The 15756-nt window shown below is 66.7% G+C and carries 13 protein-coding genes; 8 read left to right on the top strand and 5 right to left on the bottom strand.

Going from position 1 to position 15756, the window contains the following annotated elements; genetic code table 11:
• Positions 1–5: 5 nt before the first annotated feature.
• The 3 genes from EV645_RS18640 to EV645_RS18630 all read right to left on the bottom strand — a co-directional run bounded on the left by EV645_RS18640 (position 6) and on the right by EV645_RS18630 (position 2943).
• The gene (locus EV645_RS18640) at positions 6–926 is read right to left on the bottom strand and encodes a carbohydrate ABC transporter permease (protein ID WP_130445151.1); all 921 of its coding nucleotides are present in this window, start codon (positions 924–926) and stop codon (positions 6–8) included.
• Positions 923–1861: an ABC transporter permease gene (locus EV645_RS18635; RefSeq protein ID WP_130445150.1), complete on the bottom strand. Its 939-nt coding sequence runs from the start codon at positions 1859–1861 to the stop codon at positions 923–925. The genes EV645_RS18640 and EV645_RS18635 overlap by 4 nt, the downstream gene beginning before the upstream one ends.
• 95 nt (positions 1862–1956) lie before the next feature.
• Positions 1957–2943, bottom strand: a complete 987-nt coding sequence (locus EV645_RS18630; RefSeq protein WP_130445149.1) for a hydroxyacid dehydrogenase — start codon at positions 2941–2943, stop codon at positions 1957–1959.
• Between the two features lie 184 nt (positions 2944–3127).
• Between EV645_RS18630 and EV645_RS18625 the strand changes: the two genes are divergently transcribed.
• Entirely contained in the window at positions 3128–6541 is a 3414-nt protein-coding gene (locus tag EV645_RS18625) for a discoidin domain-containing protein (protein ID WP_130445148.1), read from the top strand.
• A 45-nt stretch (positions 6542–6586) separates the two neighbouring features.
• On the opposite strand, the gene EV645_RS18620 is transcribed toward EV645_RS18625, so the two are convergent.
• Together EV645_RS18620 and EV645_RS18615 are read right to left on the bottom strand one after the other, a co-directional pair.
• Positions 6587–7417, bottom strand: a complete 831-nt coding sequence (locus EV645_RS18620; protein ID WP_130445147.1) for a phosphoenolpyruvate hydrolase family protein — start codon at positions 7415–7417, stop codon at positions 6587–6589.
• 29 nt (positions 7418–7446) lie between these two features.
• Complete coding sequence (locus tag EV645_RS18615; protein ID WP_130445146.1) at positions 7447–8667, bottom strand: Tm-1-like ATP-binding domain-containing protein; 1221 nt, start codon at positions 8665–8667, stop codon at positions 7447–7449.
• Between the two features lie 97 nt (positions 8668–8764).
• Here EV645_RS18615 and EV645_RS18610 point away from each other — a divergent pair, with 97 nt between their 5' ends.
• The 7 genes from EV645_RS18610 (at position 8765) to EV645_RS18580 (ending at position 15661) form a co-directional block, all read left to right on the top strand.
• A complete protein-coding gene (locus EV645_RS18610; RefSeq protein WP_206751447.1) occupies positions 8765–10153 on the top strand; it encodes an aminotransferase-like domain-containing protein in 1389 nt (462 codons plus the stop codon).
• 93 nt (positions 10154–10246) lie between these two features.
• Positions 10247–10606, top strand: coding sequence for a cupin domain-containing protein (locus EV645_RS18605; RefSeq protein ID WP_242000501.1), 360 nt, complete (start codon positions 10247–10249; stop codon positions 10604–10606).
• Between the two features lie 16 nt (positions 10607–10622).
• Positions 10623–11582, top strand: coding sequence for a carbohydrate ABC transporter permease (locus EV645_RS18600; RefSeq protein ID WP_130445143.1), 960 nt, complete (start codon positions 10623–10625; stop codon positions 11580–11582).
• Complete coding sequence (locus EV645_RS18595; protein WP_130445142.1) at positions 11579–12418, top strand: carbohydrate ABC transporter permease; 840 nt, start codon at positions 11579–11581, stop codon at positions 12416–12418. The genes EV645_RS18600 and EV645_RS18595 overlap by 4 nt, the downstream gene beginning before the upstream one ends.
• 33 nt (positions 12419–12451) lie before the next feature.
• A complete protein-coding gene (locus EV645_RS18590; RefSeq protein ID WP_130445141.1) occupies positions 12452–13444 on the top strand; it encodes a Gfo/Idh/MocA family protein in 993 nt (330 codons plus the stop codon).
• Positions 13444–14205 carry a sugar phosphate isomerase/epimerase family protein gene (locus EV645_RS18585; protein WP_242000500.1) on the top strand — a complete coding sequence of 254 codons (762 nt, stop codon included), beginning with the start codon at positions 13444–13446 and terminating at the stop codon, positions 14203–14205. Before EV645_RS18590 ends, EV645_RS18585 begins: the two co-directional genes overlap by 1 nt.
• A 55-nt stretch (positions 14206–14260) precedes the next feature.
• A complete protein-coding gene (locus EV645_RS18580; protein ID WP_130445139.1) occupies positions 14261–15661 on the top strand; it encodes an extracellular solute-binding protein in 1401 nt (466 codons plus the stop codon).
• The last annotated feature ends 95 nt before the right edge of the window (positions 15662–15756 follow it).

Here is a 15756-nt window from a genome sequence, read left to right as displayed (position 1 = left end):
AGCCGTCAGCCTTTGGTGGCTCCGAGAGTGATGCCTTTGACGAAGTAGCGCTGCGCGAAGGGATACGCGAGCAGGATCGGGCCGATGGTGACGACCGTCAGGGCGAGCCGGAGCTGGTAGACCGGCGTCGATTGCTCCGCGGCCGTCGGCAGCATCTGCGAGAACGAGACGTTCGAGATCAGGTTCTGCAGTAACAGCGGCAGCGGATACTTGTGCACGTCCGACATGAACAACAGCGCCGTGAACCATTCGTTCCAGTAGTGCACGGCGTAGAACAGGCCGATCACCGCGAGGATCGGCTTGGACAGCGGGAGCCCGATGCGGAAGAAGATCTGCATCTCCCCCGCGCCGTCGACCCGCGCCGAGTCGAGTATCTCCTCGGGCAGCTGGCGGAAGGCCGAGACCTGGATGAAGACCAGGAAAGGTGCCACGAGCAACGGCAGGATGACGGCGAAGTAGCTGTTCTGCAGCTTCAGGTACTGCGTGACGAGCAGGTACAGCGGAACCAGGCCGCCGGTGAACAGCATCGGGATGTAGGCGAACACCGCCAACGGCCTGCTGACGTAGGGCAGACGCCGCGCGATGACCCAGCTCAGCCCGGACGTGAAGGCCAGCGCCATCGCCGTACCGACGACGGTGATGAAGATGCTCGCGGTGTAGGCGCTCAGCACGGTCGGACCGGTGAAGATCAGCTCGTACGACGTGGTGGAGAACGGCCTCGGAATCAGGCTGTACCCGCTGGTGGCCAGCGTCTGCTCGTCGGTGAACGAACCGGACACGATCATCCAGAACGGCACCAGGCAGATCAGCATGAAGCAGGTGACGCCGATGACGCTGACGACGGTGAAGGCCTCCGGGCGGCGACGGCGTCGGGTCGCGGTCCGGGCCGTGGTCTTCGCCAGGCTCGAGGTAAGGGCAGTGGTCACAGCAGGCTCGTTTCCTTCGAGTACCGGCGCTGGATCAGCAGGGCCGTCGCAACCAGAACGAACCCGACGACGGACTGGAACAGGCCGATCGCGGCCGTGGTGCCGAAGTCGCCGATCTGGCGCAGGGAACGGAAGACGTAGGTGTCGATGACATCGGTCGTCGGGAAGAGCGTGCCGTTGTCGCCGATGATCGCGTAGATCGTGCCGAAGTCGCCGTAGAAGATCCGCCCGACGCCGAGGACGAGCAGCACCGCCGCGGTCGGCTTGAGCAACGGGAGCGTGATCCGCAACGCCATCTGCGCACGGCTCGCGCCGTCGATCTGGCCGGCCTCGTAGACGTCCTCGGGGATCGACGTGATCGCGGCCAGGAAGATGACGCTCATGTAGCCGCCCATCTGCCAGACCTTCACCACGGTGAGGATCCACGGCCACGGACCGGGCTCGGTGTACCAACTGACGGTCGGCAGACCGAAGCCCGACAGCGCGTCGTTGACCGCGCCCCCCGAGCCGGCCGGCCCGGACAGCAGCACCTGCAGCATGATCGCGATCACGACCGGCGAGACGAAGTACGGGAAGAAGATCGTCGACTGGGCGACCCGCTTGAAGTACCGGCCGCGGAGCTCGTTGAGCATGATCGCGAGGGTGACGCCGGCGGCCAGCGTCGCGGCCAGGAACAGCACGTTGAGCAGCAGCGTGTTCACCAGGATCCGCTGCGCGTCGCCGGAGCTGAAGAAGTACCGGAAGTTGTCCAGGCCGTTCCACGGGCTGCCGAAGATGCCGCGGCTGATGTCGAACTCCTTGAAGGCGACCACCAGCCCGGCCATCGGCGCATAGCTGAAGACCAGGAAGAACGCCACCGCGGGCAGTGCCAGCAGACTCAGCCACAGGCTCGTCCGCAGCATCGCGCGGCGCCGCCCGGCCGGCAGATCGGTCATGGCAGTCTCCTTCCGATTTCTATAGAAAGCGCTTTCCATCTGTCGGGAACCTAACTGCGCCGCCAAGGCGTGTCAAGGGCAGGGATCGTTGTCTTTCAGGCACCGCGATCGAGATCGGCGAGCGTGACCGGGAAGCGGAGCGGGTCCCCGGCCAGGAAGCGCTGGAGCTCATCCGCGACGCAGGCGCCGAGGCGGGTGAGCTCGTTGCCGTGCGATCCCGCGACGTGTGGTGTGAGGAACGCGTTCGGCAGGCTGAACAGCGGCGAGCCCGGCTGCAACGGCTCGGGATCGGTCACGTCGAGGATCGCCGCGAGCCGTCCCGACAGCAGTTCGGCGGTCAGCGCCTCCGTGTCGACGAGCTGTCCGCGCGCGGTGTTGATCAACGTCGCGCCGTCGGGCATCAGCGCCAACTGCTCCCGCCCGATCATGCGGTACGTCTCCGGCGTGGAGGGCGCATGCACGCTGACGATGTCGCTGGTCGAGAGCAGCGTCGCCAGGTCGACCACATCCACGTCCTCGGCGTACGGGTCGTAGACCTGGACGCGGAAGTCCAGCGGCCGCAGGAGATCGATCACCTGCCGGCCGATCCGGGATGCGCCGATGATGCCGACCGTGCGCCCGTAGTTCCCCACATCCGGATGGATGAACCCCAGCTCGAAGCCCCGCTCGCGGCGATAGCGCTCGCGCAATCCGAACGCGCCCTTGCCTGCCAGGAGGATCGCGCCGAGGGTGTACTCCGCGACCGGTACGGCGTTGGCCGACGCCGCTGACGAGACGGCAACGCCCCGCTCCCACACCTCCGGACACAGGTGCCCTTTCACACTGCCGGCGGCATGCAGCACCGCGCGGAGTTTCGGCATCGCATCCAGTAGCGGTACGTCGACCGCGGGACAGCCCCAGCCGGTGATCAGGATCTCGAGATCAGCGAGCCGCCCGTCGAGGCGCGGATCGTCGAACCGGTCGACGACCAACACCGGGTCGCAGGCGACGAGTTCGCCGATCCGCTGCAGGACGGCGGCCGGGAACAGCGACGGCCAGTGCTCCGCGGACAACACGAAGACGGCCGGCGGTCGATCGGGCACGGTACCTCCAAAGTCCAGAGAGCGCTTTCTGGATCAACCGCTCGATGTGCGCTCAAGCGTCGCACAGCAATCGTTAACTATGAGGGTTCCAAAAATTTCGGGAACGACTTCGTTCTTGGCCGCCGCTGACCGCGATGCGAGGCTCCCGCTGGTCCCGCCGACGATCTAGGGAGAGTGACCCACGATGAATCAGCTCCGGGCAGCCGTGGCGGTTGCGGTGGCTGCCGTCCTCACTGCGATAGGCGGGCTCGTGGGGGTCGCGCCACCCGCGGCCGCCGCCGGGTTTCCCGCGCCAACGATCAACCGCGTGACCTCAGCGGCCGGGTTCGTGCATCCCGGTCTGGCGGTCAGCGCGTCATCCCTCGAGACCGCGCGGACCCAGGTTCAGCAGCACGTGGAACCGTGGGCGTCGTACTACGCGGCGATGACCGCCACGTCGTACGCGTCGACGACCTTCAGTTCACGGAACCTTGGCCCCGGTGCGGACCAGCCCGCGAACAAGGCGTTCAACTCGCAGGGCGTCGAGTCGCAGTTCATCGACGACGCGTTCCGCGCGTACACGCAGGCGATCCAGTACGTCATCACCGGCGATCCGATGTACCGCGAGAACAGCCTGCGGCTGATCCGGATCTGGAGCCACATGGATCCGAACGGCTACGTGTACTACCCGGACGCCCACATCCACAGCGGCGCCCCGCTGATGCGGATGCTCGCGGCCGCGGAGATCCTGCGCTACACCAGCGTGAACCCGGGGACGAGCGGCTACGACCTCGCCTGGAACGACAGCGACACGGCGAACCTGACCGCCAACCTCGTCGTACCGCTGACCCAGACCTTCCTGTATCGCAACCACAACTTCATGGGTCAGCACAGCTACTCGCTGATCGGCGCGATCGCCGGCTACATCTTCACCGACAACCTCGCCCGCTATCGCGAGGCGGTCGAGTGGTTCTCGGTCAACTCGACCAACACCGACGTCGACACCAACGGCGCCCTCAGCAAGGTGATGCCGGTCATTGCCAAGAACGATCCGCGCAATCCGTACGGGCGCTCGTTCGTGCAGTTGCAGGAGATGGGACGGGACCAGGCGCACGCCTGGGACGACGTCACGATGCTGACCCAGCTCGCGCGGGTCATCGACGTCCAGGGCACCCGGCTCGACCCGGTCCTCGGCACGGTGTCGACGCGGCGCGACGCGGTCTCGCCGTACGCGTTCGGGGACTACCGGCTGCTGCGCGGATCGGAGCAGTTCTTCGCGTTCATGATGGGCAAGGACATCCCCTGGATCGACACCACCCAACGCGGCGGAGTCCTGTCGCAGGCGTATCGCGGCCGGCTCTTCGACCCCACCAACGAGCTCTACACGATCTACGAGGGCCTGCTCGGACCGGCTGTTTCCAAGATCGCGCCGAGCATCACCGAGCTCGCGACCAAGCAGGACGGCGGACCACAGTTCTTCTGGGGCACAGCGCCGTACAACTTCTGGAACAGCAACCCGGACTTCAATCCGGACGCCTGGCTGTCGTTCCCAGCATCGCTCGCCGGTACGACGACGCCGGTGCAGCAGAACGCACTGGTTCAAGCCGAGACGCGCACTGTGCCGATCACGCCGGGGACGTCGGTGCACGGGACGTACGTCCGGATGAAGGCCCACTCGACCTTGGCGGTGCGGACCCTGCTGTACGACGACCGGTCCGGGTACAGCCCGGTCGGCATTCTCATCCGGACGACCGGTACGGCGACCTTGCAGATCCGCAAGCAACGAACGCTCGCGCCGTACTACTCGTTGACGCTGCCTGACACGCACGGCAAGTGGCGGTACATCACGTACGACATGAGCACCAGCAAGCTTCGCGGCAGCGCCGGCGGCGAGTATCTCGCGTATTACACGGTCTTGGGATCCGATGTGGATCTCGATGCCGTCAACCTGAAGGCGAAGACCGAGCTGTCACCACCGCAGTTCCCGCAAGGCTCCGACCTACGCCTGCTCGGTGTCGCGGGTGAGCCGCTGTCAGCGACTCTCGTTGCTACGGACAACGATCCGCTGACCTACACAGCTGGAACAACACTGCCCGCGGGCGCAGCGATCGACGCGCAGACGGGAACGCTGACGTGGCGTCCGACCACGCGGCAGGTCGGCACGGTCAACACGTTCGTCGTTGCCTCCGACCCGACCACAGACGCCGTACTCCGGGTCCGGCTGACGGTCAGCCGGGACCGCTCGGCGGCGATCCGTGCGGCGCTGGACGGGTACGACGCTGTCGGTTACACCCGTGCGACCGCGAGTGCGGTCGAGACAGCCAAGGCCGTGGCCGAAGGTCACGTCCAGAGCGCGGACTCGGCGACCTTCGCCGCTGATCTCGTCACCCTCCAGAACGCGGTCGCGCACCTGGAGAAGCTGACGCCGACGATGTCCGACGACGGATCGTTCGACTACTTCGGCCGGGCCACCTCGGCGACGTTGTCCCCGGTTGCCCTGGGCAACCTGCTCGACGGTGACTTCAACACGTTCTCCGGCGACCTGACCGCGCCGGCGATCATCGACTTCGGGTCCGGCTTCCGGGTCACGGCTGACGCGTTCGGGTTGCAGGCCCGGTACAACTTCGCGAATCGGACCCAGGGCGCCAATGTCTACGGGTCCAACGACGGCCGGACCTGGACGTTGCTGACGTCGCGCGAAACGACCGATACCTCGGACAATGGGTTCGCTCTGGAGCGGATCCCGGTCCGTGACGAGGTCAAGGGCAAGAGCTTCCGGTTCGTGAAGCTCCAGGTCGACCATCCGGGTGTGCCGACCGATCCGGCGTACCCCGGTTTGTCCAGCTTCAGCGAGTTCCGGGTCTACGGCCAGCGGGTCGAGATGAGTACGGCGATGCAGTCCGTCTCGATCGCCTCGAACGACAGCGATCCGACCCTCGCGCAGGACGGCGACACCGTCACCCTCACCATGACCGCCGGCGAACCACTGAGCACCGTGGCGGCGAGCATCGAGGGTCTCGACGCTCACGTCACCAGCAGCGACAGCACCCACTGGACGGCGACCGCGACACTGCCCGATGACGTCGCGTACGGCCGCACGCTGCGGTTCAGCGTCGACTACACCACCTCCACTGGTCAGACTGGTGCGACCATCGTCGACACCACCGACGGCAGCTCACTCCAACTCTGGAACACCCGCGTCCGCACGGTGCCGGTCGAGCAGAGCTGGGTCGTTGCCTCCAGCCCCGCATTCCCCGGCGTAGGCACGCCGGAGGCGAACGGCTGGCGGATGTTCGACGGCGACATCAACACCTTCACCGATACCACGAGCGGCAACGGCTGGGTCCAGGTCAGCCCCACCACGCCTCTCACGTTCGACGCGATCCGGGTCCATCCCCGCAGTAACTTCCCCGGCCGCGCCAACGGGACCGTCGTCCAAGGCTCATCCGACGGCGGCACCACCTGGACAACCCTCACGACCGTCACCGGAATTGCCGACGGCAACCAGTGGTACGTCTACCCCCTGACCGCCCCAACCTCTCAACCACTACTCCGCGTCAGCGACAACCACGGCGGCTTCACCAACCTCGCCGAGGTCCAATTCCTCACCACCACCTAGCCGACGACGTCCGAGCCCGCCGGCGTCGGCGGGCTCGGACCAGGTCTAGAAGGTGATCGAGGTGAACGCCCGGGTCTGCTCGACCAGGGCTCGTTCGACCGGGAGGCGTTCGAGGGAGGAAGCGCCGTAGAAGCCGTGGATGCCGGTGGTCTTGCGGAGGACGTATTCGGCGTCGGCGGGTTCGGCGACCGGGCCGCCGTGGACGAGGATGATGACGTCGTCGCGGACGGCGCGGGCGGCCTCGGACCATTCGTTGCTCAGTTGGACGCAGTCGTCGAGGTTGCGCGCGGTCTCGGCGCCGATCTGGCCGCCGGTGGTCAGGCCCATATGGCAGACGATCACGTCGGCGCCGGCCTCGGCCATCGCGGCGGCGTCCTCGGCGGAGAAGACGTACGGCGTGGTCAGCAGGTCGCGCTCGGCCGCGAGCCGGATCAGCTCGACCTCTCGCTGATAGCCCATGCCGGTCTCTTCGAGGTTCTGGCGGAAGGTGCCGTCGATCAGCCCGACGGTCGGGAAGTTCTGCACGCCGGAGTACCCGGCCGCGACGAGCTTCGCGAGGAAGGCGTCGGGCTGGTAGAACGGGTCGGTGGCATTGACGCCGGCCAGCACCGGCGTCCGCTCGACGACGGTGACGATCTCGGCGGCCATCTCGAGCACGATGTCGTTGGCGTTGCCGTAGGCAAGCAACCCGGCCAGCGAACCGCGGCCCGCCATCCGGAACCGTCCCGAGTTGTAGACGATGATCAGGTCGATCCCGCCGGCCTCCTCGCACTTGGCGGACAGGCCGGTGCCGGCCCCGCCGCCGACGATCGGCTCGTGCCGCTCCACCTTGCCGCGCAGCCGCTGCAGGATGTCGTGGCGCTCGATTCGGCCCATACTCGGTCTCCCTCGTGATCTCTCATTGCTCACCGGGCAGTGGATATCGCGCTGTGCAACCGCTGCACCATGGCGTCGGCGAACTCCACGGCGTTGATGTCAGAGCTCAGTTCGACCAGCTCGACAGAGCTGTCCCGCAGTCCGGCGCGGACAGCGTCGAACAGTTCCTGATCGGCCTCCGGGTCGTAGAACGCCCCGTCCTTGACCGCGATCGCCGAGATGCCGTTCAAGGGAATGAAGACGGTCGCAGGCCCGACTGACTCGCGAACCCTTGCCGCCAGTTGGGTGCCGAGCTCGCGACACTCCGCGGGCGTCGTACGCATCAAGGTCGTGGTGGCGTTGTGCTGGTAGAACAGGCGATCCGCGAACTGCGAAGGCACGGTGTCGACCGGCCCGAAGTTGACCATGTCGAGAGCACCGAGCGAGACGACCGCGGGAGTGCCGGTCCGCGCCGCCGCGCAGAGCCGATCGGGTCCGGCGTCGAAGATTCCGCCGACGAGGTGATCGGCCAGCTCGGTCGTCGTGACGTCGAGGACGCCTGCGAGCATGCCGTTCGACACCAGCGATTCGAGAGTGCGTCCGCCGGCGCCCGTCATGTGGAACACCAGGACCTCGTACCCCAGCGCCTCCAACTGCTCCCGCGCCCTGGTGACGCAGGGGGTCGTGACGCCGAACATCGAAGCAGCCACCAGCGGCTTCTCGTCGCTGGACGCCTGGACGGGCGCCGCGGTGACCATGCCGGCCATCGCCGCGGCGGCATTGCCGAGGACACGGGTCGAGATCCGGTTCAGTCCGGCCACATCGACCACGCTCGGGACCAGAATCAGATCCGTCTCACCGACGTACGGCGAATTGTCGCCGGCAGCGGCTGTCGAGACGATCAGCTTGGGTACTCCGAGCGGCAGCGGCCGGAACGCTGCTGCTGCCAGCGAGGTACCGCCGGTGCCGCCAAGCGCCATCGCGCCCTGTAGCCGGCCGGCGGCGTACAACTCCTCGACGACCTTCGCCGCACCGCGCGACATCGCCTGGACGGCGTCGCCGCGATCACCTGCAGCGACCAATCGGTCGAGGTCCTCACCGGCTCGCCCGGCGACCTCACGGCGAGAGATCTGCGGTGGGAAGCCCGGCTCCCCTAGCACTCCGCAGTCGATCATGATCACCTCGACTCCGAGGTCGTGGAGTCGTTCGGCGACGAACCGATACTCGGAGCTCTTGGTGTCGAGCGTGCCTACGAGTGCGACGGTGGCCATGGTCTCCTCCCGAAGTTCTGTCCCATGATGGAGGACCGGAATGAAGGCAACGAGAGCCAATTCCCCGCGAATGGTCACCCCGCTGAATGTGCATCAGATGGTTCGCCTGATGGGACAGTGGGGACTGGGCGAGGGCGCTCTGCACACCCAACTGGCGAGTCACCTGCGGATGCTGGTCGTCTCCGGCAAGCTCGCGGCCGGTGTCCGGCTGCCGTCCGAACGCTCGCTCGCCGAGGCGCTGGACGTCAGTCGCAACACCGTCGGCTCGGCGTTCGACGAGTTGCGCGGCGACGGGATCCTGACCAGCCGGCGCGGTGACGGCACGTATGTCAGCTCGGCCCGGCAGTTCCTCGGGGTACGCGGCGACGACCGGTTCGAGTCGTTCCTGGCGAACGCGCCGAGCATCGGGCCGCGGATCGACCTGCGCAGCGCCGCGCTCCCGGGACTCCGCCTGGTCGTCGACGCGGCCTCGGTCGTGGGTCCGGAGCTCGCGCCGCTGGTCGACTCCCACGGGTACGTCCCCGAAGGTCTGCCCGCGCTGCGCGTCGAGGTCGCGAAGTACTACAGCTCGATCGGCCTGCCCACTATCCAGGACCAGATCCTGATCACCTCGGGCGCCCAGCAGGCGATGCGGATGGCCGCGGTCTCGATGCTCGAGCCGGGCTCGGTCGCGCTGGTCGAGGAGCCGTCGTTCCGCGGCGCGATCGAGGTACTCCGGGCCGCGGGCGCGCGCCTCGAACCGATCCGGCGCGGACCGTACGGCATCGAGACCTCCGAGCTGATCGCAGCGGTACGCCGTACCAAGCCGAAGCTCCTCGTGATGCAGTCGACCGTGCACAACCCGACCGGTTCGGTGATGAACACCGGCCGGCGACGGCAGCTCGCGATCACCGCCACGAACCTCGGCCTGACCGTGCTCGACGACACGACGCTGGCGGACGCGATGATCGACGAACCGCCCGCGACGCCGATGGCCGCTTGGGGGTCCAGCGTGATCACGGTCGGCTCGGTCAGCAAGTCGTTCTGGGGCGGCCTGCGAGTGGGATGGTTGCGGGCGGACCCCGCGACCGTCGCGGCCCTGGCCTCGATCAAGGCAGGCGAGGATCTCGGTACGTCGCTCCTCGCGCAGGTGACGACTGCACGGCTCCTGCCACGGATCGACGAGGCCAGAGCCGAGCGCAGCCGGGTACTCGGGGCGGCCCGCGACCTCGTCGTCGGCTCACTCACCGAACTCCTGCCGGAATGGGAACCTGTCGTCCCGGTGGGCGGGGCGTCCTTGTGGGTCCGGCTGCCGATCCCGATCGCGACGACGCTCGTCCAGCGCGCGGAACGTCTCGGCGTACAGCTGCTTCCCGGTCCGACCTTCAGCTGTGTCGACGACTTCGACGACCACCTGCGGATCGGGTTCGCGGCGAGCCATGCCGAACTATTGGCCGGAGTACGCGCGCTGGCCGAGGCCTGGCGGATCGTCGGCAACCGCGGCTGATCCTCGCCACGAGTGCCGAATTGGCACTGTCGGAGTTCGCGTCCTGCTTCCAGGATGGCAGGACAACGGACAGCCAACGCCAGGAGGCACATCGTGGGCCGTGGAGGACTGACACCTGCCGACAAGGTCGTCGTCGAGCCCCAGCCGTGGGGCAAGCTGGAGTGGATGGTTTCGGGGGCCATCGGCAACTCCGACACGATGACGATCGGTCGGTGCACGATCGAGCCCGGCGAGCAGAATCCCCCGCACTACCACCCGAACTGCGACGAGGTGCTGCACGTCGTCAGTGGGACGATCGACCACCGCCTCGGCGATACCCAGCTGCCGATGTCCGCCGGCGACACCATCTCGATCCCGGCGGGGACAGTCCACAACGCGCGCAACGTCGGTAGCGACACCGCGGTGATGCTGATCGCGTTCTCGACACCCGACCGGAAGGTCGTCGGCGAGTAGAAGCCGGGAGGGTGACATGACAGACGAGGTCGCGATCCGCCGTACTGCTGTGACGCGAGCGGCGCGGAAGCTTCGGAGCGGGGTCAGCGGGCAGAGCCGGCTCGAGCGCCGCTGGGGTCTGCTGCTGGCGTTGCCTGCCATCATCGGGTTCGTCGTCTTCAGCCTGGCGCCGATGGCGGTCTCGGCGGTGCTCAGCCTGACCGACTGGACCATCGGCTCGACACCATCGTTCGTCGGGGTCGACAACTACGTGCACATGTTCAGCCAGGACCCGCTGTTCCTCAAGTCGCTCGGCGTCACGACGTACTACACGCTGGGCGCGGTGCCGCTGACGCTGGTGGTCGCGTTCGCGATCGCGATGCTGCTGAACGCGAAGGTCCGCGGTCTCGGCGTCTATCGCACCATCTACTACCTGCCGACCTTGGTGCCGAGCGTCGCCAATGCCGTGCTGTGGCTGTGGATCTTCAACCCGGACTTCGGCCTGCTGAACTCGACACTGCGGCAATTGGGGGCGCCAACCTCCAACTGGGTCTTCAGTGAGACCGCTGTGGTGCCGTCGCTGATCCTCATGAGCAGTTGGGGTTTCGGCAACATCATGGTGATCTTCCTCGCCGGCCTGCAGGGCGTACCCCGGCATCTCTACGAGGCGGTGGCGATCGACGGCGGCGGCGCCTGGCGGCAGTTCCGGCACGTCACGCTGCCGATGATGACGCCGGTGCTGTTCTACAACCTCGTCACCAGCATCATCGGCACGTTCCAGGTCTTCAACCAGGCCTACATCATGACCCAGGGCGGCCCGAACAACGCGTCGACGTTCTACGTGTACTACCTCTACACGACCGCCTTCACCAAGAGCGAGATGGGCTACGCGAGCGCGCTGGCCTGGGCCCTGTTCGTGATCGTCATGGTGATCACGGTGGCGCTCTTCCGGTCCTCCAACCGCTGGGTCTACTACGAGATGGGAGCCGCGCGATGACCAAAGTCCGCAAGCGACGGATCCTCCTCTACGCCGTGCTCGTCATCGGCGTCGTCCCGACCCTGCTGCCGTTCGTCTGGCTGGTCCGCAGCGCGCTGATGGACAACAACCAGATGTTCATCGCACCGCCGCAATGGATCCCGCGTCCGTTCGAGTGGTCGAACTTCAGCGGCGCGCTGACCGCGCAACCGTTCGCCCGGTACTTCCTCAACACGATGATCATCGAGGTCTTCACGGTCATCGGGACGCTGCTCACCTGCTCGATCGCGGCGTTCAGTTTCTCCCGGCTGCGTTGGCGCGGACGCAACGTCGTCTTCGGCATCCTGCTCAGCGGGCTGATGCTGCCGCAGGCGGTGCTGCTCGTGCCCACGTTCCTGATGTGGGACGCGGTCCAGGCGATCAACACCTACTACCCGCTGATCGTGCCGGCCTGGCTCGGCGGCGCGGGCGGCGGCATCTTCAACGTCTTCCTGCTCCGGCAGTTCTTCCTGACCATCCCGTACGAGCTCGACGAGGCGGCGTACATCGACGGAGCCTCGCCGCTGCGGGTGTTCTGGCAGGTGATCGTCCCGCTGTCGAAGCCGGCCCTGATGGTGGTCGGGATCTTCACCTTCATCCGGACCTGGAACGAGTTCCTCGATCCGCTGATCTACCTCAACGACAGCAGCAAGTTCACCCTCGCCCTCGGCCTCGCGTCGTTCCAGGGCACCTACAACGCGCAGTGGGGCTACCTGATGGCGGCCGCCACCGCGACGATCCTGCCGATCGTCGTCCTGTTCTTTTTCGCCCAGCGCTACCTGATCGAAGGCGTCACCCTGACCGGGGTCAAGGGCTGACCCACTCCCTCCGCCGACTGCACTGGAAGGCACATGACCGCACACAAGATCGCCCTCGTCGGGGCAGGCAACATCTCCCGATCCCACCTGACCAGCTACGCCAACCACCCGGACCGCGTCGAGGTCGTCGCGGCCGCCGATCCGCTCGCCGAACGACGTGAGTGGGTGCGCGACACCTACGGCGTCACGCGTACGTACGAGTCCGTCGCCGAGATGATCGAGGCCGGCGGCTGGGATGTCGCAGTCGTCTGTACGCCGAGCCACGTGCGGACCTCCGCCGTACTCGAGCTCGCTGCCGCGGGCAAGCACATCTTCGTGGAGAAGCCGCTCTCGTTCGACTTCGCCGACGCCCAGTCGATCGTGGACGCTTGTGACGCGGCGGGGGTCCAGCTCGCCGTCAACCAGAACTTCCGGGACAGCTACGCCTTCGGCCTCGGCCGCGAGCTGATCGCGCAGGGCGAGATCGGCGACGTACTCGCGATCTCCCAGCAGGAGATGATGTTCCGGCAGGACAAGGGCTGGCGGCTGACCCAGGAACACCACGCGTTGTCGGTGATGGGAATCCACTGGTTCGACGGCTTCCGCCTGCTCTTGGGCAAGGAAGCGACTTGGCTGTCGGCCCGGACGTTCTCGTCGCCTGCCATCGAAGCTGTCGGTGAGACCGACGCCAGCGTCCAGATCTTCTTCGGCGACATCCCGGTCACCTACGTCCAGAGCTTCTCCAGCCGGCTCGACCGCACCGAAACAGTGGTCTTCGGTACGACGGGAACCCTGCAGCTCGGGTACGCCGAAGCCGTCCTGCACCACGAGGGCGAGTCCAAGACGATCCCCAACCCGCTGGTCGGCAGCGGACGGTCGGAGGCGATGTTCCTCGGACTCGATCGCCTGCTGACCGCTGTGGAGACCGGCGTCGAGGCCCCGAACAGCGGCCGGGACAACCTTCGGACCATCGCGCTGCTCGACGGCGCCTACCTTTCGGCCGAGTCCGGCGCCCCCATCGAGTTGAAGGACGGTCTGCCCTCGTGATGATCGCATTCTCCAAACCGACCCGCGGCGCCGAGCAGCAGCGGTTGCTGTTCGACCGCTATCCCGAGTTCGGGTTCGCCGGCCTCCAGCTCAAGGGCAACCAGTACGGCGACTACCTTGCCGATCCGGTCGCGGATGCCGAGCGGTTCCGGGCCGAGTGGGGATCCGAGCCGGGGCATGTCTCGTCGTTGATCACGATGAACCCGCTCGATGCCGAGGGCAAGCAGCGGCTGCGCGCGATCATCGGCTTCGCGAGTGCCGTCGGCTCACAACGGGTCGTGCTGTGTCACGACGTACCCCGGGACGGGCTCGACGACAGCGATCTGATCCGCTTCGCCGGGGAGCTGTCCGATCTCGCCGAAGAGGCCGCCGGGCAGGACGTCGTACTGTCGCTGCACCACCACACCGGTGAGCCCGTCATGCACCGCCGCGACTTCGAGGTGTTCTTCGGGGCCGTGCGCGACAACACTCTCCGGCTCACGGTTGACACGGGGCACCTGCTGAAGTCCGGCGTGACCGACATCTCCGGGCTACTCACGGACTTCTCCGCCGTGATCGACAACATCCACCTCAAGGACTACGAGGACGGCGAATTCCGCCTGCTGGGACAGGGCTCGGTGGAGCTGACCAGCGTCCTGGACACCATTGCCAAGCTCGACCCGGGGACCACCCTGTGCGTCGACGAAGAGAGCCGCGCCGAGATCCTCGAAGGACTGCAGGTCTCGCGCGACTTCCTCGGTCAGCATCCGTTGCCGGCCTGACCCACCCCTGCGGTACCCAGTACCAGCTTTCTCATCGCGTTCGAAGGAGCCAGCGATGCCCACCGATCCACGTTCACTGCCGCGCGGCCTGTCCCGCCGGTCCTTCCTCGGCGCCGGCGTCGCCGCCACCGCCGGCCTCGGCCTCTTCGGTTGCGGTGGGCAATCAACCACCAAGAGCGGCGGCCAGGCCAACCTGCAGTTCATGTACTGGGGTTCGGCCAACGAGAAGGCCGCGATCGAGCAGATGACGAAGGCATTCGAGAAGTCCCACTCCGGCACCAAGGTGCAGCCGGTGCACGTGCCGGGCGACTACGAGACCAAGGTCAACACGCTCGTTGCCAGCAACAACCTCCCGGACGTCGCGTACATGACCGCGCCGACGGCGTACCGGCTGGCCGAGCAGGGCAAGATCGCCAACATCTACCCCTACATCGAGAAGTACAGCCAGCTGTCCGGCCGGAAACCGCAGAACTTCTTCTGGTACGGCGACAAGCAGGTGGCCGGCACGCCCGCGGCGAGCGAGATCAGCCTGCTCTGGTACAACAAGGACCTCTTCACCGACGCGTCGATGACTCCTCCGGCGGAGGCTGACAAGGCCTGGTCCTGGGACCAACTGCTCGAGGTCGCGACCGCGCTGACGCTCGACCAGAACGGCAAGCGGCCGAGCGACTCGGGCTTCAAGGCCGACCGGATCCGTCAGTTCGGGCTCTCGGCGCCGTTGTCGACGCAGTGGACCTGGTATCCGCTGATCCGCAGCAACGGCGGCGATGTCACCGACGAGAGCGGTACGAAGTACACGCTCAACAGCCCCGAGTGCGTCAAGGTGTTCCAGGACCTGCAGGACCTGATCTACAAGCACAAGGTCGCGCCGAGCCCGGCGCAGCTCGGTGGCGGCGACACCGCGAACGCGCCGACCACCACGGTGCAGCTGCAGACGAAGCGGGTCGCGATGGCGATCGACGGTCAGTGGACGCTGCTCGACATGGGCGAGAGCGATCTCAAGTACGGCATCGGCGTACTGCCGACGTACCAGGAGCCGATCACGCAGGAGGCCGGCAGCTGCCGGGTCATGTCCTCGTCCACGAAACATCCCGAGCAGGCGATCGAGCTCTACGCGTACAGCGTCGACGGCAGCAACAGCGACCTCTTCAAGAAGGGCCTGTGGATGCCGGTCGAGACGAAGTACTACTCCGACGCCTCGGCGATCGACGCCTGGACCAAGAACGACGTACACCCGCCGGAGTACCGCACCGCGGCTGTCGACTACCGCCTCAACAACTCGGTCCGCGACTTCACCCAGGTCCTCAAGAACGTGCCCGCCATCCAAGAGGTCCTGACGCCCGCCATCGAACAGATTGCCACCGGCAAGGTTCCCGCCAAGACCGTCCTGGACGGCCTCGAAGCCAAGATCCAGCCCCTCCTCAAGGGCCGCTACCCGATCCCCAATTCCATCTAGACAGGGCTATATCTGTTTTCGTCCTTAGGTCGCCGCGCGCGGCAGATTCCTCGAGTCGTGGATCTTGGCGGCGGACAGCGGCCTTTCTCCACGAC

The sequence above is a fragment of the Kribbella rubisoli genome, from assembly GCF_004217145.1.
GTDB classification, from domain to species: Bacteria; Actinomycetota; Actinomycetes; order Propionibacteriales; family Kribbellaceae; genus Kribbella; species Kribbella rubisoli.
This window is presented reverse-complemented; position numbering and strand designations above follow the sequence as displayed.